The sequence below is a fragment of the Subtercola lobariae genome, assembly GCF_014640255.1.
Classification (GTDB): Bacteria; Actinomycetota; Actinomycetes; order Actinomycetales; family Microbacteriaceae; genus Subtercola; species Subtercola lobariae.
The window spans coordinates 512157-533433 of record NZ_BMGP01000001.1; the positions used below are offsets into that span (position 1 = coordinate 512157).

At 63.7% G+C, this 21277-nt stretch carries 20 protein-coding genes; 6 read left to right on the top strand and 14 right to left on the bottom strand.

Annotation, left to right across the window (positions count from 1 at the left end):
* Positions 1–137: 137 nt before the first annotated feature.
* Complete coding sequence (locus IEX24_RS02390) at positions 138–1709, bottom strand: acyl-CoA carboxylase subunit beta (protein ID WP_188674249.1); 1572 nt, start codon at positions 1707–1709, stop codon at positions 138–140.
* A 159-nt stretch (positions 1710–1868) separates the two neighbouring features.
* Here IEX24_RS02390 and IEX24_RS02395 point away from each other — a divergent pair, with 159 nt between their 5' ends.
* Together IEX24_RS02395 and IEX24_RS02400 are read left to right on the top strand one after the other, a co-directional pair.
* On the top strand, positions 1869–2786 hold the full coding sequence (locus IEX24_RS02395) for a biotin--[acetyl-CoA-carboxylase] ligase (RefSeq protein ID WP_188673072.1): 918 nt from the start codon (positions 1869–1871) through the stop codon (positions 2784–2786).
* Between the two features lie 8 nt (positions 2787–2794).
* A complete protein-coding gene (locus IEX24_RS02400) occupies positions 2795–3391 on the top strand; it encodes a PH domain-containing protein (protein ID WP_188673079.1) in 597 nt (198 codons plus the stop codon).
* On the opposite strand, the gene IEX24_RS02405 is transcribed toward IEX24_RS02400, so the two are convergent.
* Complete coding sequence (locus tag IEX24_RS02405) at positions 3381–3902, bottom strand: GtrA family protein (RefSeq protein WP_188673082.1); 522 nt, start codon at positions 3900–3902, stop codon at positions 3381–3383. The two genes, IEX24_RS02400 and IEX24_RS02405, sit on opposite strands and share 11 nt — an antisense overlap.
* A gap of 169 nt (positions 3903–4071) precedes the next feature.
* Between IEX24_RS02405 and IEX24_RS02410 the strand changes: the two genes are divergently transcribed.
* Both IEX24_RS02410 and purE read left to right on the top strand, forming a co-directional pair.
* On the top strand, positions 4072–5214 hold the full coding sequence (locus IEX24_RS02410; RefSeq protein WP_188673085.1) for a 5-(carboxyamino)imidazole ribonucleotide synthase: 1143 nt from the start codon (positions 4072–4074) through the stop codon (positions 5212–5214).
* 52 nt (positions 5215–5266) lie between these two features.
* Positions 5267–5785 (top strand): 5-(carboxyamino)imidazole ribonucleotide mutase, encoded by a 519-nt coding sequence (gene purE / locus IEX24_RS02415; protein ID WP_188673088.1) that lies wholly within the window; start codon positions 5267–5269, stop codon positions 5783–5785.
* 124 nt (positions 5786–5909) lie between these two features.
* Here the strand turns inward: purE and IEX24_RS02420 are convergent, their stop codons facing one another.
* Genes IEX24_RS02420 through rfbB form a run of 3 tightly spaced genes read right to left on the bottom strand, consistent with a single transcriptional unit; the run spans position 5910 to position 8949 of the window.
* Entirely contained in the window at positions 5910–7049 is a 1140-nt protein-coding gene (locus tag IEX24_RS02420; RefSeq protein WP_188673091.1) for a glycosyltransferase family 4 protein, read from the bottom strand.
* Positions 7031–7969 carry a dTDP-4-dehydrorhamnose reductase gene (gene rfbD / locus IEX24_RS02425; protein WP_188673094.1) on the bottom strand — a complete coding sequence of 313 codons (939 nt, stop codon included), beginning with the start codon at positions 7967–7969 and terminating at the stop codon, positions 7031–7033. The genes IEX24_RS02420 and rfbD overlap by 19 nt, the downstream gene beginning before the upstream one ends.
* On the bottom strand, positions 7966–8949 hold the full coding sequence (gene rfbB, locus IEX24_RS02430) for a dTDP-glucose 4,6-dehydratase (RefSeq protein ID WP_188673097.1): 984 nt from the start codon (positions 8947–8949) through the stop codon (positions 7966–7968). Before rfbB ends, rfbD begins: the two co-directional genes overlap by 4 nt.
* 73 nt (positions 8950–9022) lie before the next feature.
* Between rfbB and IEX24_RS02435 the strand changes: the two genes are divergently transcribed.
* Entirely contained in the window at positions 9023–9640 is a 618-nt protein-coding gene (locus IEX24_RS02435; protein WP_188673100.1) for a dTDP-4-dehydrorhamnose 3,5-epimerase family protein, read from the top strand.
* Positions 9641–9653: 13 nt separating this feature from the next.
* Complete coding sequence (gene rfbA / locus IEX24_RS02440; RefSeq protein ID WP_188673102.1) at positions 9654–10517, top strand: glucose-1-phosphate thymidylyltransferase RfbA; 864 nt, start codon at positions 9654–9656, stop codon at positions 10515–10517.
* 10 nt (positions 10518–10527) lie between these two features.
* Here the strand turns inward: rfbA and IEX24_RS02445 are convergent, their stop codons facing one another.
* Genes IEX24_RS02445 through IEX24_RS02485 form a run of 9 tightly spaced genes read right to left on the bottom strand, consistent with a single transcriptional unit; the run spans position 10528 to position 21212 of the window.
* Positions 10528–11502 (bottom strand): NAD-dependent epimerase/dehydratase family protein, encoded by a 975-nt coding sequence (locus IEX24_RS02445; RefSeq protein WP_188673104.1) that lies wholly within the window; start codon positions 11500–11502, stop codon positions 10528–10530.
* Entirely contained in the window at positions 11499–12626 is a 1128-nt protein-coding gene (locus tag IEX24_RS02450) for a glycosyltransferase (protein ID WP_203585953.1), read from the bottom strand. Before IEX24_RS02450 ends, IEX24_RS02445 begins: the two co-directional genes overlap by 4 nt.
* A 30-nt stretch (positions 12627–12656) precedes the next feature.
* The gene (locus IEX24_RS02455) at positions 12657–14909 is read right to left on the bottom strand and encodes a putative glycosyltransferase family protein (RefSeq protein WP_188673107.1); all 2253 of its coding nucleotides are present in this window, start codon (positions 14907–14909) and stop codon (positions 12657–12659) included.
* Positions 14902–15741, bottom strand: a complete 840-nt coding sequence (locus tag IEX24_RS02460; RefSeq protein WP_188673110.1) for a glycosyltransferase family 2 protein — start codon at positions 15739–15741, stop codon at positions 14902–14904. The genes IEX24_RS02455 and IEX24_RS02460 overlap by 8 nt, the downstream gene beginning before the upstream one ends.
* On the bottom strand, positions 15738–16256 hold the full coding sequence (locus IEX24_RS02465; RefSeq protein WP_229715045.1) for a GtrA family protein: 519 nt from the start codon (positions 16254–16256) through the stop codon (positions 15738–15740). The genes IEX24_RS02460 and IEX24_RS02465 overlap by 4 nt, the downstream gene beginning before the upstream one ends.
* 28 nt (positions 16257–16284) lie before the next feature.
* Entirely contained in the window at positions 16285–17004 is a 720-nt protein-coding gene (locus IEX24_RS02470; RefSeq protein WP_188673113.1) for a glycosyltransferase family 2 protein, read from the bottom strand.
* Entirely contained in the window at positions 17001–17960 is a 960-nt protein-coding gene (locus IEX24_RS02475; protein WP_188673116.1) for an NAD-dependent epimerase/dehydratase family protein, read from the bottom strand. Before IEX24_RS02475 ends, IEX24_RS02470 begins: the two co-directional genes overlap by 4 nt.
* Positions 17953–19467, bottom strand: coding sequence for a glycosyltransferase family 4 protein (locus tag IEX24_RS02480; protein WP_188673118.1), 1515 nt, complete (start codon positions 19465–19467; stop codon positions 17953–17955). The genes IEX24_RS02475 and IEX24_RS02480 overlap by 8 nt, the downstream gene beginning before the upstream one ends.
* Positions 19464–21212 (bottom strand): glycosyltransferase, encoded by a 1749-nt coding sequence (locus IEX24_RS02485; protein WP_188673121.1) that lies wholly within the window; start codon positions 21210–21212, stop codon positions 19464–19466. The genes IEX24_RS02480 and IEX24_RS02485 overlap by 4 nt, the downstream gene beginning before the upstream one ends.
* Positions 21213–21277 lie beyond the last annotated feature (65 nt).

Below are 21277 nucleotides of genomic sequence, written 5' to 3' on the forward strand. Positions count from 1 at the left end.
TGCGTAGCTAGGATTACGTCGGCTGGTGCAGCCTCTATCGGGTTGTTCAGATACCCTAACCCGAGTGAGAAGCTGTCAATAAGCCCCCGTTTTGGGGCAGATGCCTTACATTTGAAAAATAGTCAACAAACACGCTGCTACAGCGGAATATTGCCGTGTTTCTTCGCCGGAAGTGACGCTCGCTTTGTACGCAGCGCACGCAACCCCTTGACGATGGCAACCCGCGTTGCCGCCGGTTCGATGACGCCGTCGAGCTCGCCGCGCTCAGCCGCGAGAAACGGTGACGCCACGTTGTAGGTGTATTCGTTGGCGAGCTTGGTGCGCACCGCTGCCACGTCTTCGCCGGCCGCCTCTGCGCGCTTGATCTCGCCGCGGTAGAGGATGTTCACCGCGCCCTGGCCGCCCATGACCGCGATCTCGGCGGTCGGCCAGGCCAGGTTGAGGTCTGCGCCCAGCTGCTTCGAGCCCATCACGATGTAGGCGCCGCCGTAGGCCTTGCGCACGATCACGGTGATCAGCGGCACGGTGGCCTCGGCGTAGGCGTAGAGCAGCTTCGCTCCGCGGCGAATGACACCCGTCCACTCCTGATCGGTGCCCGGCAGGTACCCCGGAACGTCGACGAGCGTCAAGATCGGAATCGAGAACGCGTCGCAGAACCGCACGAACCGCGCCGCCTTCTCGCCGGCCTCGATGTTCAGCGTGCCGGCCATGGCATTCGGCTGATTGGCGATGATGCCCACCGAGCGCCCTTCAACCCGCGCGAAGCCGATGAGGATGTTCGGGGCGTACAACGGCTGAACCTCGAGAAAGTCGGCGTGATCGACGATGTGCTCGATGATGGTGTGCATGTCGTACGGCTGGTTCGGGCTGTCAGGAATGATCGTGTTCAGCTTGTGGTCGGCATCGGTGATCTCGAGCTCGGCGGTCGATTCGTAGACCGGGAGGTCGGCGAGGTTGTTGTCGGGCAAGAAACCGAGCAGGGTGCGCACATAGTCGAGTGCGTCATCCTCATCGCTTGCGAGGTAATGCGAGACGCCCGAGATCGTGTTGTGAGTGAGCGCGCCACCGAGCTCTTCCATACCCACGTCTTCGCCGGTGACGGTCTTGATCACGTCGGGGCCGGTGACGAACATCTGGCTGGTCTTGTCGACCATGATCACGAAGTCGGTGAGCGCGGGGGAGTACACCGCACCGCCCGCCGCGGGCCCCATGATGATGGAGATCTGCGGAATGACGCCCGACGCGGCGGTGTTGCGGCGAAAGATCTCGCCGTACTTGCCGAGCGCCACGACGCCCTCTTGAATGCGCGCGCCGCCCGAGTCGAGCATGCCGATGATGGGCACGCCGGTCTTCAGCGCGAGATCCATCACCTTGATGATCTTCTCGCCGGCCACCTCGCCGAGCGATCCGCCGAAAATGGTGAAGTCTTGCGCGTAGACCGCCACCTGCCGGCCGTGGATCGTTCCGGTTCCGGTGACCACCGCGTCACCGAAGGGGCGGCTCTTCTCCATGCCGAACGCGTGAGTGCGGTGCCTGACGAACTCGTCGAGCTCGACGAACGAACCGTGATCGAGCAACTGCTCGATGCGCTCGCGGGCCGTCTTCTTGCCCTTGGCGTGCTGTTTGGCAATAGCGGCCTCACCGCTCTGGGTGACCGCCTCGTGGTACCGGTTCTTCAGATCGACCAGTTTGCCGGCGGTGGTGTACATGTCGGGGCCCGAGGTTGTTTCATCAGTCACGCCGTTCACTCTACCGGCCAAGACTCATCGCCTTCTGTTGACGAATTCCTACAGATAAAGCTTCATTTCTCATGGATGCTCTCGGTGTCGCCAGAGTTTCGCGCCCATGCACGCCGTAATCTGACTTGTATGAACCTCCCGCAGAGCGAAGCCGTCGTACCCCGACTCGTCTGGCTGGCAGAGTCGGCGTCGACGAACACCGAGCTGGTCGCGGCCGTCACGGGCCCGGATGCGGCGTCGTGGCCAGACCTCTCGGTCATGCTCACCGACAACCAGACCGCGGGTCGCGGCCGCCTCGGGCGCGTCTGGTCGGCACCTGCCGGGGCGTCGCTTGCCATCTCGGTACTGGTGCGGCCGTCGAAGCCGCTGCCCATCGAATCGCTTGCGTGGCTGCCGCTCGTCGCGGGCGTGGCCATGTCGCGTGCGGTGAATGAGATTCTCGGCGTCACACCCGTGGCAGACGACGGCGAGAGCTCGGCTGACGCTGACGACGCCCACCCCTACCGTGAACTCAGCGTCGCCGACATCACCGCGAACGAAGCCATCGAAGATGCGGCGGCGGTGTCCCCGGCGGCCGCCGTTGCGACGGTGAAATGGCCGAATGACGTGCTCATCGGGCGGGCGAAGGTCTCGGGCATCCTGTCTGAGCTGCTGCCCGGCGCCACCGGCGTCGTTGTGGGCTCGGGCGTAAACCTCTTTCTCACCGAAGAGCAGCTGCCGGTGCCCACCGCAACCTCCATCGCGCTCGCCGGCGGCGTCGACTTCACCGCCGACGACCTGCTCTCGGCGTACCTGCGCTCGTTCACCGAACTCTACGAGCTGTTCGTTCTGTGGGGCGGCGACGCAGCCGAGAGCGGCATAGCGGCGATCGTCGCCGACGCCTGCAGCACGCTCGGTCAGCCCGTTTCGGTAGAACTGCCGGCCGGCGACGTGCTCACCGGAATCGCCAGCGGTCTCGACGAATCGGGCCGGCTCGTGGTCGTTCGCGATACGGATGCCCGTACCATCGCCGTCTCGGCCGGCGACGTGACCCACCTGAGGTACTGACCCCGCCGATGTCACCTCGCCGCCGCCCCGCCACCTCTGCCGCCGAGCCTGAGTCAGCGCTCGAGCCCGGCACTGTGCTCGAACCTGATGACGCCGACTTCACCACGGTGTTTCGCGGCGAGGAGTTCGACCAGATCGTCAGTGAGCGGGTCGTCGCGCGGGTGCGAACGAGCGCCAGAGTGCTGTTCTGGCCGACGATTCTGCTGATCGCCGTGGCGGCGGCGAGCGGCTACTTTCTCGGGCGCCTGCCCGAAGCGTGGCAGAACCTCGCGGCAACCGCCCTGGCTGTAGCGATGTTCGTTTTTCTGTGGCTGCTGCCGTTCGTCGCGTGGCTCGCTCATCGGTACACGGTCACGACGCGCCGCGTCATCGCGGTGCGCGGCCTGTTCGTGCGCGAGCGTCAGGAGGTGTCACTGCGGCGAGGGTTCGATGTGACCCTGCGGCGGCGAGGGCTGCAAGCGCTGTTTCGAAGCGGCGATGTGACCATTCACTCGGGCAGCGAGCATCCACTCGTCATGCGCGACGTGCCCGACGCGAGACTGATCGTGTCGGTGTTGACCGACCTCAGCGAGCGTGGAGCGTTAGAGCGCGGGTTCAGCTCTTGACGAGTGCGTCTTCGGGTTCGGGCTCCAGAGCCGCTGCCGCGGTGAGGTTCTGCAGGCCGTCGCTGCGCTGAGTGCCGTAGACCCAGTAGCGGTAGAGCACGAACCGAAACGCGGTGCCGAGCGCGAGACCCACGACGTTCGCCGCGATGTTCGTGGCGAGCAGGCTGGTCTGGCCGAGCACGTGGTGGGTGAACCAGATGCAGGCTTCAGCGATGGCGAGGCCGCCGATGGAGACGATGGAGTACTCGAGCAGTTCGAGCCACACGCGGGTGCGGCGGTTCTCGCGAAAAGTCCAGTATCGGTTGCCGATCCAGTTGAAGATGATGGCGACCGAGGTGCTGATGAGCTTGGCGCCGATGGCGGTGGAGTAGAAGTGGCCGGTGCCGAACGTGCCGACCAGCAGCAAGTTGAAAATGCCGACGTCGAGCACCATGCCGAGAATGCCGACGACACCGAACTTGAGGGCGTAGGTGAGGAAACCCTCCCAGACGCGGGCTGCAAGATTTTTCATCTCGTTGAACCTGGCTGCTTTCGTAAGGCACAGTGCGTTTGGGCACCCAGACTCGGGGCTCACTACTTTGCACGTGACAACTGTTCTTCGACTATATGGGATGACCTGCGAAATCTGCAGGAGGGTTGACACGCTGCCGTGAAACCGCCCGCACGGGTAAAGTAGGCGGGTGAGTGTGCGCGTAGGAGTAATCGGTGGTGGCCAGCTGGCACGAATGATGATTCCGGCGGCGGTGAACCTAGGCCTCGAGATCCGCGTGCTTGCTGAGAACGAGGGCTCTTCGGCGCAGTTGGCGGCCACTCAGGTGGGTGACTACCACGACCCGCAGACGGTTCTCGAGTTCGCGTCGACCGTCGATGTGGTGACGTTCGACCACGAACATGTGCCTGAGTCGATTCTCAGGCAACTCGTGGCTCGAGGGCATGCTGTGCACCCCGGGCCCGATGCGCTGCAGTTCGCGCAAGACAAGATTCGCATGCGGCAACGGCTCGGCGAACTCGGGGTTGCGATGCCCGAGTGGGCTGCCGTGACCAGCGAAGACGAACTGGCTGAGTTTCTCGAGGCGCACGGCGGCGAAGCCGTGCTGAAGACCGCTCGTGGCGGGTATGACGGCAAAGGTGTGCGGGTCATCCGTGACGCCGCCGAGGCCGCCGACTGGCTTCGCATTCTCGACGAAGACGCCAATGGCGGCGCTCTGCTCGTCGAAGAGTTGGTCGACTTTCGCCGCGAACTCGCTCAGCTGGTGGCCCGGCGACCGTCGGGGCAGGTGGCGCTCTGGCCGGTAGTCGAAACCGTGCAGCGCGGGGGAGTGTGCAGCGAGGTCTTCGCGCCGGCGCCCGGGGCCAGCGAACGGCTGGCTCAGGTCGCGGCATCCATCGCCACCCTCATCGCCGAAGAACTGGGCGTGACGGGTGTGCTCGCCGTCGAGTTGTTCGAGACGACGGATGATCGGCTGCTCGTCAACGAGCTCGCAATGCGCCCGCACAACAGTGGGCACTGGAGTCTCGACGGATCGCTGACCAGCCAATTCGAGCAGCACCTTCGGGCGGTGCTCGATCTGCCGCTCGGTGCGACCGATGTTCGGGCCCCCTGGTCGGTGATGGTGAATGTGCTCGGCGGCCCCGACTCAGGCTCTCTCACCGACACGTACGGCGCCGCACTCGCAGACCAGCCCACCGTAAAAGTGCACACCTACGGCAAGGCGCCGCGCCCCGGCCGCAAGGTCGGCCACGTCACCGCCGTCTCCGACGACCTCGACGACGCGGTCTTCCGCGCACGCTCGGTAGCGGCGCTCCTCGGCTCCGACCTCTAGGCCTACCCCCGCGGTGATCCATGTGCCAGTCCGGGGTCGGTAGGCTCGGGGCATGAGCAGTGTGGAGCATGAGGGCGAGCGAGCCGCCGTGGTGGGCGTCGTCATGGGCAGCGATTCTGATTTCAGCGTCATGAGTGACGCCGTGACGGTGCTGACCCAGTTCGGGGTCGCCCACGAGGTCGAGGTCGTCTCGGCGCACCGCACGCCCGAGAAGATGATCGCGTACGGCAGATCAGCCCGAGGCCGAGGCCTCAAGGTGATCATCGCGGGGGCCGGCGGCGCCGCGCATCTGCCCGGAATGCTCGCAGCCGTCACCACTCTGCCCGTGGTCGGCGTTCCGGTGCCGCTGTCGCGACTCGACGGGCTCGACTCACTGCTGTCGATCGTGCAGATGCCCGCAGGGGTTCCGGTAGCCACCGTTTCGATCGGGGGGGCCACTAATGCCGGGTTACTGGCGGTGAGCATCCTCGCCACCGCGAACCCGGCCCTGGCCGACGCCCTCGCCGCCTACCGCGCAACCCTCGAAGACACCGTCGCCACCAAAAACGCCGCCCTCCAGCAGCGCCTCTAACCTCGCCCTCGCCCTCCCCGCCCCCCTCGCGGAAGGGTGGATCGCGAAAACCGCCCTCTCGAGCGCGTTTTAGGGCGAATATCGTGATCCATGTCTCCCTCTCGAGATGAGAGAGGGGTCTGCGTCAGATGTCGGCGTGCAGCTGCCAGACCTTTTCGGCGGAGTCGCGCCAGCTGAACGCACGGGCGCGGTCAAGACCCACGATGCGCAGGCGCTCGGCGAGCTCGGGATGGTTCACCACCTGCGAGATCGCAGCCGCGAGGCGCTCGGGCAAGCCGGCCGCATCGTCGCGGGGCACCACGATGCTCGCGTCGTCGGCCACCTCCATCAGCGCAGGCACATCGGTGTGGATGACCGGGGTACCGAAATGCAGCGCCTCAACCACGGGCAGCCCGAACCCCTCTGCCATGCTCGGGTAGACGAACACCGTGGCGCGAGAGATCACCAGCGCCAGATCTTCATCGCTCACGAAGCCCAGCACGATCAGCCGAGACTCCTCAAGCCCGGCCTCGGAAGCCACCGCAGAAACATCGAGGTCGCCCCAGCCCTTCGGCCCCGCGATCACCAGCGGCAGCTCGGGGGCATCCGACCGCGCCATGGCCTGGATGAGCGAAGTGAGCCCCTTACGCGGTTCGAGGGTGCCGACGGCGAGCACGTACGAGGAGGGCAGGCCCAGGGCTGAAGCTCGGGCATCCGCATCGACCGGCAACCGAAGTTTCGACGAGACCGCACCCCCGATGACACGAACGCGGTCGCCGAAGTTGACGTAGTGGGCCAGCTCTTCGGCCACCGCGTGGGTCGGCACCACGACGGCGTCGGCGTACTTTCGCGCCCGCTTCGCCATGGCCTTGTGCCACGCGACGCCGTGCGGAGTAAGGGTTTCGGGGTGCGTCCACGGCACCACATCGTGAATCGTCACGGCGATCTGGTCGCCGGGCTGGTGCAGCTGAGTGTGCTTCTTGAGCGGGGCGAGCAGCGAGGTGGCGTGCACCATTCCCGAGCTCGCGCCGGTCAGCAGCCCGTACTGCCAGGCCGCCGAGAGTTCACGGCGGGCCAGCGAGGTTCGTTCGATGCCGGCCAGACCCGGAAGCCGCGCTTCGAGGTCGGCGATCGCCTCGTGCGGCTGACGGGAGACGATTCCCTGAACAACGCAGTCACGCGGGGCCGTGCTGATCAGCTCACGCGTGAGTTCTTCGGTATAACGCCCGATTCCCCCCGGAACCGGCGCTACGATCTGGTCAACGATCACCCGAAGCGTTGCCATCTGTCTCCAAAAACTCCCGATTGGGTGGCCTCGTGTAAAGCCACCTGCCAGCTGCGCATGGGTTCGATTCCCGCTCGGGACCACGCGTCATGCCCCAGTACCGAGTACTGCGGCCGCGTGGCGGGGCGAACAAACTGCGAACTGTCTGTGGGCATGACCCTAGCAGCATCGATACCGGCTTCTATGAACAGAGCCTGTGTGAAGTCGAACCATGACGCTTCGCCCGAATTCGTGCCGTGGTAGATGCCCACGGGGGCCTCTCTCTCGACGAGCAGCAGCAGGTGCGCGGCCAGATCGGCCGTGAACGTGGGCTGCCCGTGCTGGTCGGTGACCACGCTCACCGTCTCGCGCTCGCCGATCAGCCGCAGCATCGTGCGGGCGAAGTTCGGGCCGTGCTCGCCGCACAGCCAGGCCGAGCGCACGACATAGGCGCCGAGTGGATGCTCGCCCAGCACCTCGAGCTCACCCTCGGCCTTGCTGCGCCCGTACGCCGACACCGGGTTTCGCGGCGAATCTTCGGCATACGGGGTGGTGGCCCGCCCGTCGAACACGTAATCGGTCGACACCTGGATGATCGCCGCCCCGTTCTCGCGAGCGGCAACGGCGAGGTTGCCGGCGCCCGTGGCATTCACGGCGAACGCATCGGTCTCATGGGTCTCTGCGTCATCGACCTTCGTATAAGCGGCAGCGTTCACGATGACATCGGCGCCTTCTGCCGCACGCAGCACGGCCTCGCGATCGGCGATGTCGAGCTCGGCACGGGTCAGCGCGGTGACGGTATCGGGCGAGATCTCGCCCCCGCCGGTCGCGCGCGGGGCGCCCTTCGAGTGCGGCGCGACCACAGCCCCGCGAGCGACGAGCGCCGCCTGCAGGTCTCGCCCGAGCATCCCGCCCGCACCGGCGATCAGGTAGCGCGTCACAGCGCCGCCCGCTCTTTCAGTGGCTGCCACCACGCCCGGTTGTCGCGGTACCACTGCACCACGTCAGCGAGCCCCTGCTCGAACGGAACCAGCGGCGTGTACCCCAGCTCACGATTGATCTTCGTGATGTCGACCGAGTAGCGCTGGTCGTGGCCTTTGCGGTCTTCGACGTGGTCGACCGCCGACCAATCGCGCCCGGTGGCGTCGAGCAGCAGGTTCGTGAGTTCGATGTTCGACAGCTCGGTTCCGCCGCCGATGTTGTAGATCTCGCCGGCGCGGCCGTCGACCAGCACCATCGCGATGGCGCGAGTGTGGTCGTCGACGTGCAGCCAGTCGCGCACGTTCGTTCCGTCACCGTAGAGCGGCACGCGGCCGCCGTCGATGAGGTTCGTGACGAACAGCGGAATGAGTTTTTCAGGAAAGTGGTACGGCCCGTAGTTGTTCGAGCACCGCGTGACCGACACGTTCAGGCCGTGAGTGCGGTAATACGAGCGGGCCAGCAGATCGCTCGACGCCTTCGACGCGGAGTACGGCGAGTTCGGCTCGAGCAGGTGGTCTTCGCTCCACGAGCCCTCTGAGATCGACCCGTATACCTCATCGGTCGAGACGTGCACGAAGCGCTTGAGCCCGCTGCGGAGCGCCGCGTCGAGCAGGCGCTGCGTTCCCAGCACGTTCGTCTCGACGAAGATGCTCGCGTCGCGCACCGAACGGTCGACGTGCGATTCGGCCGCGAAGTGCACCACCGCGTCGATGCCGGGCAGCAGCTCGTCGAGCAGTGCCGCGTCGCGAATGTCGCCGTGCACGAACCGGTACCGAGGTGACGAAGAGATAGGCGCGAGGTTCTCGAGATTGCCCGAATAGGTGAGCGCGTCGAGCACCACCACCTCGGCCCCCTCGAGCCCCGGGTACTCGTCAGCGAGAGTGCGGCGAACGAAATTTGAGCCGATGAAGCCGGCTGCGCCCGTGACCAAGATCTTCATGAGGAATGGCTTACTTTCTTCTGGGAACCAAAGCCCCCAGTTTAGTAAAGCCTTCGCCGGGTAAGATTCGGGGGTGAATATTCGCGAACTGTCGATACCAGACTCCTACGAAATCACTCCGCGGCTGCACGAAGACGACAGAGGTCTGTTTTTCGAGTGGTACCGGTTCGACGAGCTCGAAGCTGTGATCGGGCATCCACTCGCCTTGCGGCAGGCGAACGTGTCGGTGTCGAAGCGCGGGGTGGTGCGGGGCATTCATTTCGCCGACATTCCGCTCGGGCAGGCCAAGTTCGTGACCGCGATGGCGGGTTCGGTGCTCGACTACATCATCGACATCAGGGTAGGTTCGCCCACATTCGGGCAATGGGATGCGGTGTTGCTCGACCAGACCCACCACCGGTCGGTATACCTCGCCGAGGGGCTCGGGCACGCTTTTGTGGCGCTCACTGACGACGCGACCATCAGTTACCTCGTGACCGACGTCTTTCAGCCCCAGCGTGAGCACGCCATCAACCCGCTCGACGAGCAGATCGCCCTGGCCTTTCCGCCCGAGGCGGGCACCCCGCTGCTCAGCCCGAAAGACACCGAGGCGCCGGGCCTCACCGCGGCGGCCGAAGCTGGTCTGCTGCCCACCTGGGCCGACTGCCGCGCGTACTACGACTCGCTGACTCACGCTTCGCTGAACAGATAAGGCTCCCCACCTCATGCGTGGAATCATTCTCGCCGGCGGCAGCGGCACCCGGCTCTGGCCCATTACCAAGGGCATCAGCAAGCAGTTGATGCCCATCTACGACAAGCCGATGATCTACTATCCGCTGGCCACGCTGATGCTGGCCGGCATTCGTGAGATTCTCGTCATCACCACTCCCGAATACCGCAGTCAGTTCGAAAACCTGCTGGGCGACGGGTCAGACCTGGGCATTCGCCTCGAGTACGCGGTGCAAGAGAGCCCCGACGGGCTGGCCCAGGCCTTTCTCATCGGTGAAGAGTTCATCGGCGACCAGAGCGTCGCGCTCGTTCTCGGAGACAACATCTTTCACGGCACCGGTCTCGGCTCGGCGATGCAGCAGAACCTCGAGATCGAGGGCGCGCTCATCTTCGCCTACCAAGTGTCGACTCCGAAGGCGTACGGGGTGGTCGAGTTCGACGCGTCGGGCACCGTCGTTTCGATCGAAGAGAAGCCCGAGCATCCGAAGAGCAACTTCGCCGTGCCCGGCCTCTACTTCTACGACAACAGCGTCATCGCCATCGCCAAGTCGATCGAACCGAGTGCCCGGGGCGAACTCGAGATTTCGACCGTCAACGAACGCTACCTCGAGGCCGGCACCTTACGCGTGACCGTGCTCGACCGCGGCACCGCCTGGCTCGACACTGGCACGTTCGAGTCGATGGTGCAGGCCAGCGAGTTCGTTCGCGTCATCGAAGACCGGCAGGGGTTCAAAATCGGCTGCATCGAAGAGATCGCCTGGCGTTCGGGCTGGATCACCGACGACGAGGTGCGCGAACTTGCGAAGCCCCTCGTCAAGAGCGGCTACGGCACATACCTGCTCCGGATGCTCGGGGCCTAGTTCGAACTGCTCAGACCTCGTTCTGGCTGCCCTGAATATGCGCCAGAATATCGAGCATGGTGGCGTGGATGCCCGCCGGCAACGAGGTCAGCGACCGCTCGTCGAGCTCGGGCCAGACGACCGACTTCAGGCGCAGATCGAGTGCCTGCATCGAGATGGTCGGCGAACTGCCGAGCATGACGTGCGGGCGCCTTCTAGTGAGGGCCTGAAAATAGCCCACCAGCGCACCGATCGTGACGCCTTCGCCGCTGGCGAGTATTTTCGTCACGTTGATCGGCCCGACGAGTGCGGCGGTCTGCCGCAGCATGTCGATCGCGTCGCAGATCAGCTGGGCGCAGTCGTCGACGAAGAGGTAATCGCGCACGGTGTCGAGCGGAACGAAAATCGAAGCAGGGGTGGGCGAGAACTGTGCCTTCGCCAGCGTGGAGATCAGCCCTTGCATTTTGCTGAGCTTCTGGCCCGGGCCGTAGAGATTGGCGATGCGGCCCTTGAGAACCGAGACGCCAGAGCTCGAGGCGAATCGATCGAGCTCGGCCTCCATGGCCAGCTTGGTTTCGCCGTAGGGCGAGAGCGGAACAGCGGCCGTGTTCTCGGTGTACGGCGGGTTGGCTGAGCCGCCGTAGACCCCGCCGGCCGAAGACGCGAGAAAAACCGTGCCGCGCGACGTCACTCCGGCATCGCGCGCTGATTTCTCGATCAGGCCGAGAACGTCTCGAAATTGTTCACGTTCGAGATTCAGGTGGTCTCGCGAGGTGCCGATAACCCCCGAGCCCGCCACCCAGAGCACGCACCATTCATCATCGGGCCCGAGCTGACCGAATAGAAGTCGCAATTGGCTCGTGCTCGTTTCGAAGACGCTGCGCTGGTCGAGCCAATCGAGCGGTTCTGGCGGCAGAAGCTGCCAGTGATCGCGTGCCGCGATCTGCCGCATGAGAGCTTTGCCCAACAGCCCACCCGACCCGACGACCCAGGTCGCGACCGTCATTCAGACGGCTTCGTCTGCTCGACGACGACAGGTGCCTGCTCGACGACGACAGGTGTCTGCTCGACGACGACAGGTGTCTGCTCGACGACGGGCGGAGTCGAGAGACCCGAATTGCTTTTCAGATGAGCACGGCCCAACGGGCCCAGTTCGGGGTCGGTCGTGATGAGGTAGGGGGGTTTGCCCATCGCCATGTTCACGTTGATACCGATATATTCGGCGATCACCCCGAGCGAGAACAGAATGGCACCCGTGCCGAATAAGACGATCACGATCGTCGAAGCCCAGCCGGCCGGCACTTCTGAAGAGGTAAGCCGGGCGATGAGAATGTAGAGAGCGACCACGATTCCGAACAGCCCGAACAGCACCCCGAGAATGCTCACCAAGCGCAGGCCCCGGGTGCCGTTGGTCAGCACCATGCGCCAGAAATGCCCGAAGAGTCGCCGCGCGGAATAGCCCGATGGGCGATCGCCCTCCGACCGCAGCTCGACGGGAGACGTCGTCACCCGTCCTGCGATCCAGCCCATCGCTATATCGAGGTACACGCCCGAACCGGAGTAGGCGGCCACACTTCGGCCCACACTGCCGAGAACAAGGCGAAAACTCTGAAAATCCGAGGCATTGCCGCCGCCTGCGACAGTGCTCAAGAACCACTTGGCGCCCTTCGACGCCGAGTTGCGGAGCCACCCGTGCGGTGGCGGGTTCGTCGGCTTCGCGTAGACCACAGTGGCCTGGCGGGTGAGAGCTGTGTCGAGCAGATTGGGTATATCGGCAGGGTTGTGCTGGCCGTCTTCGTCGAGCGTGACGATCCACTCGCTGCCCGCCGAGGCCATACCGGCCAGCGTCGCCGCGTGCTGCCCGGAGTTCTTGCTCAACCAGACCGCACGAACGAATGGGTGCTCGGCGCTCTGCTCGCGAATCACCCGCGCAGAGTCGTCTGGGCCGTTGTCGTACACGAGCAGTGCCTCGCGAACGACATAGGGGTACCCCTCGGCGGTCAGCTGAACGGTCGTCAGTGGAGCGATCTCGCGCATCAGCGATTCCAGGGTGCGCTCGCCTTGGTAGACGGGGATGACGATCGAGATCTCGTGCGGTTGGATCGCCGCAGCGGGGGTGTCATCTGTCACGGGTGTCGACTTTATCACTGTTGGCCTGCGTCACTGCCCGAGAAATTCGGTCACTGCTTGCTGCGCGATAGTCAGTTCGCTGATGTGAACCAACGGCGGTGCGGCGGCTGTCGCACCGGCGACATTCACCTGAACCTTGCTGGTTCCGGGCGAAACGACCATCCTGTGGGTCACCACGGTGCCTTCTGGAGCGACCGTCACCGTCTGACTCTGACCGTCGGGGAACGCGACTGTCGCAGTACCGCCCGCCGTCGCCGGCAAGGCGAGAGTGAATGACAGCGTCACCGTCGGGGAGTCGCTCCGGTCGTTCAAAAGCGAGAACGACGGCGATGGCAGAGACGAGTCGCCCGCCGTGAGATCGGCCGCCGAGGTCGGGTGGAAGTCGGGCAGTAGGCTGAGGTCGATCGGGTCGGTCACCGCGGTCTCGATCGCCGCCAATTGTTCGGGCGTGTACTGCGTCAACAGCGCAGCTCGCTCAGAACGGATGTCGAAATACACCCAGTGGCCGTCTGCGCTGGTGATCGGCGCCTCACTTATGGCCGCCGTGAGCGCGCTGACGACAGCGGCGCCCTTGTCGTCGTATGCCCACGTGTCGACGAGAATGCCCGACATGTCTGACCCCGCCGCGAGCTTGACCAGATCGGCACCCGGTTCTTGTGAGACGGCATACGGCCAATCAGACTTCGGCCGCCCCTTGATACCACCCGCGCTCCAGTCGACGGTCGTCGTTTGCAAGAACGGAATGAGTTCATCGCTGCCCACCAGACCATTAGCTGCGAGATTCTCAGGAAACGGGATGTACGGCAATTGCAGCACGTTCGCACCGGCCGGGAGCGATTCTTGAATGCCCGCGAAGAACGTCTTGTCGGAGTTGTATGTGGCGGCGATACCCGCGTATCCGCTGCCCAAGGTTCCGGGTGTCTGGTCGTAGTAGCCCACTCCGAGAATGCCGAGCGAGATCACCCCGACGGTGACTCCAGCTACGACTTTGTGCAGCTTGAACCGTTTGAACATCCAGGTGAGCAGCAATTGGAGCGATAGACCGAATGCAACAAGGCACAGGGCGGCGATGACGATCGACATGCGGTTCCAGCCGCGCAGTGCGGTGGTCACGAACGAAATGAGGGTGGAGAGGCCGCCGACCGTCGAGAACAGAAAGGCGATCAGGGTGAGAACAGAGACATAACCGATCGTCTCGACATGGTGGGCCGATTCGGCGCGAAGAGCACGCGTTCGCCGCCACGCGACCACCATGTAGGCGACAACGAGGAATGTGATGATGAGGCCGAGTGCCGCGACCAAGCCGAGCGCGGGTTCCTCGGACGGCAGCGGGAAAGTCTGGTCGTAGTGAGCCCGAAAATCTCGCAGAAAGGCGATTCTGTTGCCGGTCCACGGCAGCAGGAGCTGCGTGATTTTGAGGGCATACACCTCGGAGTCGTCTGCGTTTCGAAAGAAGCCGCCGGGGTTCGCACCATTGGTCCAGCCGAAAATGACGTCAGGCGCCATATTGATCAGCATGACGACAACGGTCACGGCACCGACCCCGATCGCGCCGAGAAACTTTCGCCAGTTCCTATCGCGAATCAGCACGAACAGCGTTGCGAACGCGAGCAGGATGATCAAGAAGACGCCGTAATAGGTCGACGACGTGGCCAGCAGCGCGAGAGCGACCACCGTGAACGCCCCTCGGCCCGTGAGCACTCCCCACCAGCGATAGCGCGAGGTGCGGGCGGTCCAGACGGATTCCCCGCGCATGATCCAGATCAGAATGCCCAGGCCGAGCGGCACGCAGTAGTACGAAGCCAGAAACAGGTGGGATTCGCCGCGAATGAAGTGGTACGGCGCCAGTGCATAGAGAACGGCCAGTGCCACGGAGAGAGGCCGCCACATGTTGCAGACCCGAAAAAACCAGTACCCCCCCAAGGCGGCCAGAATGAAGCCGATGAAGTAGTACATGTTCAGCACGATCGGCCACTGGCCGTTGAAGAGGCCAAGCACCTTCGCCGCGATCATGTGCAGATTGTCAGCAACGGGAAAGTCGTTGTAGAACTGGCCCGACGGTGCGCCGAGATTGGGGTTGTGTTCGTACCAGCCCTGTTCGAGCGTGGTCTTGAAATGGTCGGCGGTCGAGAGCGCATCGCCGTTGTAGAGCCACGGAATCGAGAGCGCCGCGTAGCGAAGACCGAGAGCGAAATACGTCAGCAGTGCCGTGATACCGGCGGTGAGCGCATACCAGGGGGCGTCTGAATGCAGCAGCCTGGTGGCGAAGCGCGGTTTACTCATCGATCGTATTCATCCTTCTGCGAAGCCAGAGGTAGGCAAACCGGCGTATGCGCGCCATCAACCACGCACGAGAATTTCCCACGCGAACGTCGAGCGAAGAAATGACGCCCGGGTGCTCGCTGTGCAGCCACCGATGGAATGCAGCCGCCTGTGACGATTGTTGCTGAACGAGTCTGACACTCCACTGAGAGTCGCTGATCCGAAAGGCCGCCAGCGGTTCGCTGATTGCGTGAAAATCACCCGTGAGAAGTACCCGCGAGTAGGTCGTCTCGTCGATCAGGTACGGAAACTGCGCGTCCCAGAGGCCGGCCTCGACCAGAGCACTTCGACGGATGAGCGTGCAGGCCGGCTCGCCGAAGATGTTGCTGCCGACGACGACCGTACGCCGAACGGCCTGCGCTCCGGGTACTGTGCCCGAGATTCCCGCGAGGCCGCGCTTGGCGACGACAACCGTGCCCCGAGCATCCACGATGTCTCGTGTCGATGCAACCAGCGTCACCGCGGGTTCGTTCTCGATGGCGGCAAGCTGAACCTCGAGTGCGCGCGGGTAGAGAATGTCATCGCCGCAGACGAGCTTGAGATACTCGCCGGTGGCTGCCTCGGTGACTCGGTTCCAGTTGCGAAGGGCCCCGCCGCCTGCCGGGGTGTCGAGCAGAGTGATTCTGGGGTCGGAGTAGCGGGCGAGCACCGCTTTGGTCTCGTCGGTCGAAGAGTGATCGGCGATGATCAGTTCGAAGTTCTGATAGGTCTGCGCGAGGATCGAATCGATCGTTTCGGCGATGTAATCGGCGTTGTTGTAGGCCGGAACGACCACCGAGATCTTGTGGGTCATGAGTCGCTCACCTGAGGTTTGTCGGTCTTTTCTGCTTCTGAAGCCGCAGATTTTCGCCTGAATGAGAAGTTTCTGTGCCCGAAGAAGCTCACCAGGGTGGTCACGAACACAATCAGCGCCTGAGCGACGATGGGAATCAGATGGCCGAATTCCACGAGCAACGGCAGCAGAATGGCGTTGATGCCGAGGGCGACCAGATAGACCGACTCGAAGCGAGCCAGATCTCGCCAGACATGCCCACGAACGCGAAAGACGAAGCGGCGGTACAGGATGAACGCGCAGAGCACGCTCGCCACGTGCGCGAAGAGCAGGGTGGCCATGTAGCCCCAGACCTGGCCGATGGTCGCCTGAAAGAGCGCGAACCAGAGAAAGCCGATGACCGTGTTCGCCGTTCCCACAATCAGAAAGGCCACTCGGTAGTCTTTGACCACGCGCAGCATGAACCCGGGGGTTCCTTGCATTCCCGCTGGGGGTTCGGGTATGGCCGACTCGGCGCCCGCGATCGGGTCGCTCACCGTGTCACCCAAAAGCTTGGCATCGTCGTCATTTCGCATCGGCCGGCCGACTCCGCGACCCTTCTCTCAATCTGATCTTCAGCAGAATCCACAGTGCTTCGAACCCGTCGCGAGCGGTGATCTTCTTACCTTCTGCGCGAGACCTCGCTTTGTATGAGATCTGAATCTCGTACGGTCGGTAACCACGGGCCAACAGCTTGCCCGTCACCTCGGCCTCCATACCGAAACCGTTCGACGTGATCGAGAGCGAACGGTAAAGCGAGAGGGGCATCAGTTTGAAACACGTCTCCACGTCTGAAATGTACGAGTTGAACAGGATGTTCGCTGCCAGGTTCACGCCACGATTGCCGATCACATACCAGTACGAGAACGACGTATGGCTGCTGAACGTGCGCGTGCCGTAGACGACGAGAGCCTCGTCGTCTAGCACCGCTTGAACCAGCTCCGGAATCTGTTCCGGCCGATATTCTTCGTCGGCATCGCAGACGATCATGTAATCGCCCGTCGCAAGCTGAGCGGCCTTTCGAATCGCGGCTCCCTTGCCACGGTTCACGGGCTGATGAAAGACCACGACACGGTCATCGGTCAGTGCATCGAGGATCTCGGCGGTGCGGTCTGCGCTTCCGTCGTCGACGATGACGAATTCGACGTCGAGTTCTTGTTGCCACCGGATGGCGAGCACCCGCGCGATCACGCGTTCGAGGGTGGCTTGTTCGTTATAGACGGGCATCAGCACAGAGAGCTTCATACTGGGCTGATTCCTGTGCCCTCTCGATTGTTGCGAAACCAGTCGACGGTGATGGTGAGGCCTTCTTCGACGCCGACCTTGGGGCTCCAGCCGAGCAGGCGCTTGGCCTTGCTGATATCGGGCTGGCGACGCTCGGGGTCGTCGAGCGGACGAGGCTGCACTTCGACGACCGACGAGCTGCCCGCGATTCGTACCACCGCTTCGGCGATTTCTAAGACGGTCTGTTCGTGCGGGTTGCCGATGTTGATGGGACCAGCTTCGCTGCTCTCTGCGAGGGCGAGAATTCCCGCCACCTGATCGCTGACGAAACACAGTGATCGGGTCTGGCTGCCGTCGCCGTGCAACGGAATCGGCTCGTTGCTCAGCGCCGCCTTGACGAAGCTCGGAATCGCTCGCCCGTCGTTGTACGACATGCGTGGCCCGTAGGTGTTGAAGAGCCGTGCCACCGCTGTATTGGTCTCGAATGTGCGCCGGTAGGCGAAGGTGATCGCCTCGGCGTACCGCTTCGCCTCGTCGTAGACGCTGCGCACGCCGATCGAATTGACGTTGCCCCAGTATTCCTCCACCTGCGGGTGCACCGAAGGGTCGCCGTAGATCTCTGAGGTGGAGGCCATCACGAAGCGGGCTCCGTCGCGGCGAGTCACATTCAACAGCGCTTCGGTGGCGTTCGAACCGGCGTGAAGCGTTTCGATCGGGTGCTGCAGGTACAGTGGCGGCGAGGCGGGGCTCGCGAAGTGCAGCACCAGATCGAATCGAAACGGCACGGTTTCAGCGTCGGCCGCGTCGAGTTCGATCAGTGTGAAGGCGGGGTTGTCGGCGAGGTGTGCCACGTTCGACGGTGAGCCCGTGATGAAGTTGTCGATCGCTACGACGTTGTAGCCTCTCGCAAGGAGTTCGTCAGACAGGTGAGAACCGAGGAATCCGGATCCTCCCGCGACGAGAGCGTACTTAGGCATTCTGTGTTCCATTCTCGTCTGCCGCGACGGGCAGCACCGAGGGGTCTTCAGTGAGCGCGGTGAAGAACTGCCATGTTTCGTTCGCGTAGTCGTCCCAGCTACGGTAATGGTTTTTGCTCAGCAGTTGTTGCATTTCAGTCAAGATCGCCGGTTCAGAGAGCACTCGGGAGAGCGTCTTAGCGATCTGCCGATCGGAGCGCGGGTCAACGGTGAGCACCCCGGCGTAGCGATCGGCGATCTCTTTCATGCTGCCGAAGTTCGACGCGATCACCGGGGTGCCCGACCGCAGCGATTCGACGACAGGCAATCCGAAGCCTTCGTGAAACGACACGAAGACAGACACGCTGGCTAGCCGGTAGCTGGCCGCAAGCAAAGAATCGGTGACGGTGCGCAAGACGACGATCGGGTAGCCCTGCTCGTGAAGCACCGCGGCGAACTGATCGAACGCGTCGCTTCCCCACGCCGAGCTGCCGAGAAAGGCGAGCCGAAACGACAGGCCGGATCGCCAGAGGCTCCGCGCTGCCTGAAGAACGGCCAAGTGGTTCTTGCGCGGCTCGTGCGTGCCGACGACGAGTACCAGCGGCTCGTCGCCCAGGTTGAGCCGCTTGCGCGCCGCGGCCAGGTCTGCCGCGCTCGGTTCGACGATGTCTGCGGCCAAGAACACCGGCTTCACGACCGGGCCGGATCGACCGGAGGCCGCGAGCATCAGCTTGAAGGCGTCGAACTCGGCGCTGGTCGACGCCGAGTTGCCCGCCACGCCCGCAGCGTAGCCGACCGCGTCGAGGTAGAGCGGAAAGTGAGAGGCCACCGAGTCGATCGACGTCTCGCCCGAGGTAATAGGAACGAGATCGTGGCCGATGAAAGCCGTTCGCGTTTCGGCGAATCTGCCCATGCACAACAGCCGTGCCGCGCGTTCGCTTTCGAGGGCGAGCTCGGGAACGATCAGAAGACCGCCGTTGGGAACGATCAGCCGTTCGCGTTCGATCGGGTCGTCGGCCGCGCTGGTTGCAGCGGTTTTATCGAGCACTCGGCTTTTCTCGGTGGCGCTGAGATGGCGCAACCCTTGCCGATCGTGTGTCCACGCCACGAGCTGCAGATCGTTCTGCTGGGCCCATCGTGAGACCGTTTCTCGAACGACCCGCTGAATGCCCGAGATCTTGTCGGTTCGGCACGTGTCGTGCACGTCGACCAGAATGGCGCCAGTCACGATGTCGACGGTGGTGCCGTACCCGAAGATGGAGTGGTCGACTCGTTGGCCGAGCCCGTCGAGGGCGAAGCGACCCCCGTTCAGCTTCACATCGCGCCGAAACGCCAGAATGTCACCTTCTACGGCAAGTTCGCCTCGCAGGGTGCACCACACCAGCCACAGCCGGGCATAGTCGGTGCGTTCGTCGAGTAGTTCACCGAGCTGTTCGAAGTGGTCGTCTGATGTCGAACCGCGCACCGAGCCGCCGAGGTAGCCGATCAGTTCTTCGAGACTCTGCAGGCGGTCGTCTGACGCGATCATGCGAGCGCTCCGGATTCGCCGGTGACGCTCGCTCGAATCGCGACGGCATAGTCATCCCAGGTCGCGTCGCGCCGAGCGTCGATCTGTTCGTTCAGTGAGCCGAGCAGGGTGTCATCGGTGAGCAAACTCGCTATGGCCTCGACGATCTCGTCGTCGTCGCGCGGGTCGACCAGAATGCAGCCACCACCCTCGGCGATCTCAGCCGTGCTGCCGTACCTCGTTGTGACGACCGGAGTGCCCACCGCGAGAGACTCTGCGACGGGCAGGCCGTAGCCCTCGTGCAGCGAGACGAAGACGCTGAACCGAGCGCTTTTGTACGCGCGCGAAAGCGTCGACTCATCAACGTCGCGAAGCACCTCGATGCTTCTACCGAGGGAACGAAGTGCACGTGCGGCCTCGCCGATCTCGGTCAGACCCGTGTCGCCTCGGCCTCCGACGATCTGCAGCCGAAAAGCGAGGCCTCGGCGCCAGAGCACCTCTGCCGCGTAGATCACGGCGAGCTGGTTCTTGCGCGGCTCGTTGCTGCCCACAGACAGAACGAGAGGCAGTTCGTCTGCCGACGGCTCATCAGCACCGTCTGTTTCTGGAATGTGTTCGATGGGCAGCAGAACGCTCGTGATCTCTGGCCCGCGAAGCCCCTGTGCCTCGAGAGCGGCGGTGAACCCCTGAAATTCTTCGGCTGACGAAGCTGAGATGGCGATGCCTTTATCGAAATACTTGAGCATCGAAAGGTAGGTCGAGAAGCGTAGATTCTCGAGCCGCGGAACGGCGAAGCCTGTCGAGGCCGGAATGCTGTCGTAGACGAGCGCGACGCAGGTATTCGGTGTGAATCGGGCGAGGGCGCCGAGCGTCAGTGCATTCGTGCCAGAGACGATCTCGGGTAGGAACAGGGTGGTGCGCCAGGGCACGATGAGCGCGAAATCATCGTCGTCGAGTTCTGACGTGTCGTCACTCTTGGTCTGATTCCAGGCGATCACCCGGTCGGCCTCGCTCTCGCCCAGCGCGCGAAGTGCCGTGCCGTCGTCGGTCATGACCGTGAGCTCTATCTCGCCAGACGGATACCAGCGAGCCAAGGTCTCGCGGGTAACCCGCTGCACCCCCGAGTTGAACCCGAAGCGCCCGGTGAGGTTGACGAAGGCGACGATCTTGTCGTCGACCACAGAGATGCGGCGCTGGGCCGAGCCGTGGCGTGTGGCCCAGACACCGCAGTGATGAAGAATTCGTGCAACAGCCTCGCGTTCGGTTGCCTCGGAGATGTCGCGGCTCAGCCCCAGAAGCAGGTTGTGGTCTGGAAAGCAGCCGCTGACCGCCACGATGACGAGCCAGAGTGAGGCGCGTGGGTGCTCGGAGTCTTCGGAAGACTGATCGGCAAGAGCTCGAGCGCACAGCTCACCCAGCAGTTCTTCGACCGAAAGCGCGGGTCGGTGTGCTGACGGCTGATGAGGCAGGAGGTGCGGCTCAATCGCTCTCAGCCTCTGGTGCAGGGCTTCGCGGCTCGACTCGAGATCGCTGGAGGCGTCGAGGCTCGGCAGTCTGAACGGCAGCCGGCGCGAACGAACGCGCGAGAGTCGTTCCCGGCCACGCACAGCCCGCAACGGCTTGGTCACCCGCCAGCTCGCGCTCGCTCGCAATTCTTCGATGCTCGGTGGATTCTCGCCGACCTCTGCGCCAAGGCTCAGCAGCCAGGAATCGACGTGGGCACGACTCAGATGCGCGGCGGAAGCAGGTGTTGCGTGGTCGGGCATGGGTTCAATGGTAACGGGAGATTTCGACTCGCCGATCGGATGGACCTCGGCAGGCCGGGCATGCG

Excerpts from the sequence above, each read along its gene's own strand:
- IEX24_RS02390 (WP_188674249.1), bottom strand. The coding sequence starts at position 1,709 with ATGTACACCACCGCCGGCAAACTGGTCGATCTGAAGAACCGGTACCAC.
- IEX24_RS02395 (WP_188673072.1), top strand. The coding sequence starts at position 1,869 with ATGAACCTCCCGCAGAGCGAAGCCGTCGTACCCCGACTCGTCTGGCTG.
- IEX24_RS02460 (WP_188673110.1), bottom strand. The coding sequence starts at position 15,741 with ATGACCCACAAGATCTCGGTGGTCGTTCCGGCCTACAACAACGCCGAT.
- purE (WP_188673088.1), top strand. The coding sequence starts at position 5,267 with ATGAGCAGTGTGGAGCATGAGGGCGAGCGAGCCGCCGTGGTGGGCGTC.
- rfbA (WP_188673102.1), top strand. The coding sequence starts at position 9,654 with ATGCGTGGAATCATTCTCGCCGGCGGCAGCGGCACCCGGCTCTGGCCC.
- IEX24_RS02455 (WP_188673107.1), bottom strand. The coding sequence starts at position 14,909 with ATGAGTAAACCGCGCTTCGCCACCAGGCTGCTGCATTCAGACGCCCCC.
- IEX24_RS02400 (WP_188673079.1), top strand. The coding sequence starts at position 2,795 with ATGTCACCTCGCCGCCGCCCCGCCACCTCTGCCGCCGAGCCTGAGTCA.
- rfbB (WP_188673097.1), bottom strand. The coding sequence starts at position 8,949 with ATGAAGATCTTGGTCACGGGCGCAGCCGGCTTCATCGGCTCAAATTTC.
- IEX24_RS02485 (WP_188673121.1), bottom strand. The coding sequence starts at position 21,212 with ATGCCCGACCACGCAACACCTGCTTCCGCCGCGCATCTGAGTCGTGCC.
- IEX24_RS02480 (WP_188673118.1), bottom strand. The coding sequence starts at position 19,467 with ATGATCGCGTCAGACGACCGCCTGCAGAGTCTCGAAGAACTGATCGGC.
- IEX24_RS02475 (WP_188673116.1), bottom strand. The coding sequence starts at position 17,960 with ATGCCTAAGTACGCTCTCGTCGCGGGAGGATCCGGATTCCTCGGTTCT.
- IEX24_RS02405 (WP_188673082.1), bottom strand. The coding sequence starts at position 3,902 with ATGAAAAATCTTGCAGCCCGCGTCTGGGAGGGTTTCCTCACCTACGCC.
- IEX24_RS02420 (WP_188673091.1), bottom strand. The coding sequence starts at position 7,049 with ATGGCAACGCTTCGGGTGATCGTTGACCAGATCGTAGCGCCGGTTCCG.
- IEX24_RS02445 (WP_188673104.1), bottom strand. The coding sequence starts at position 11,502 with ATGACGGTCGCGACCTGGGTCGTCGGGTCGGGTGGGCTGTTGGGCAAA.
- IEX24_RS02470 (WP_188673113.1), bottom strand. The coding sequence starts at position 17,004 with ATGAAGCTCTCTGTGCTGATGCCCGTCTATAACGAACAAGCCACCCTC.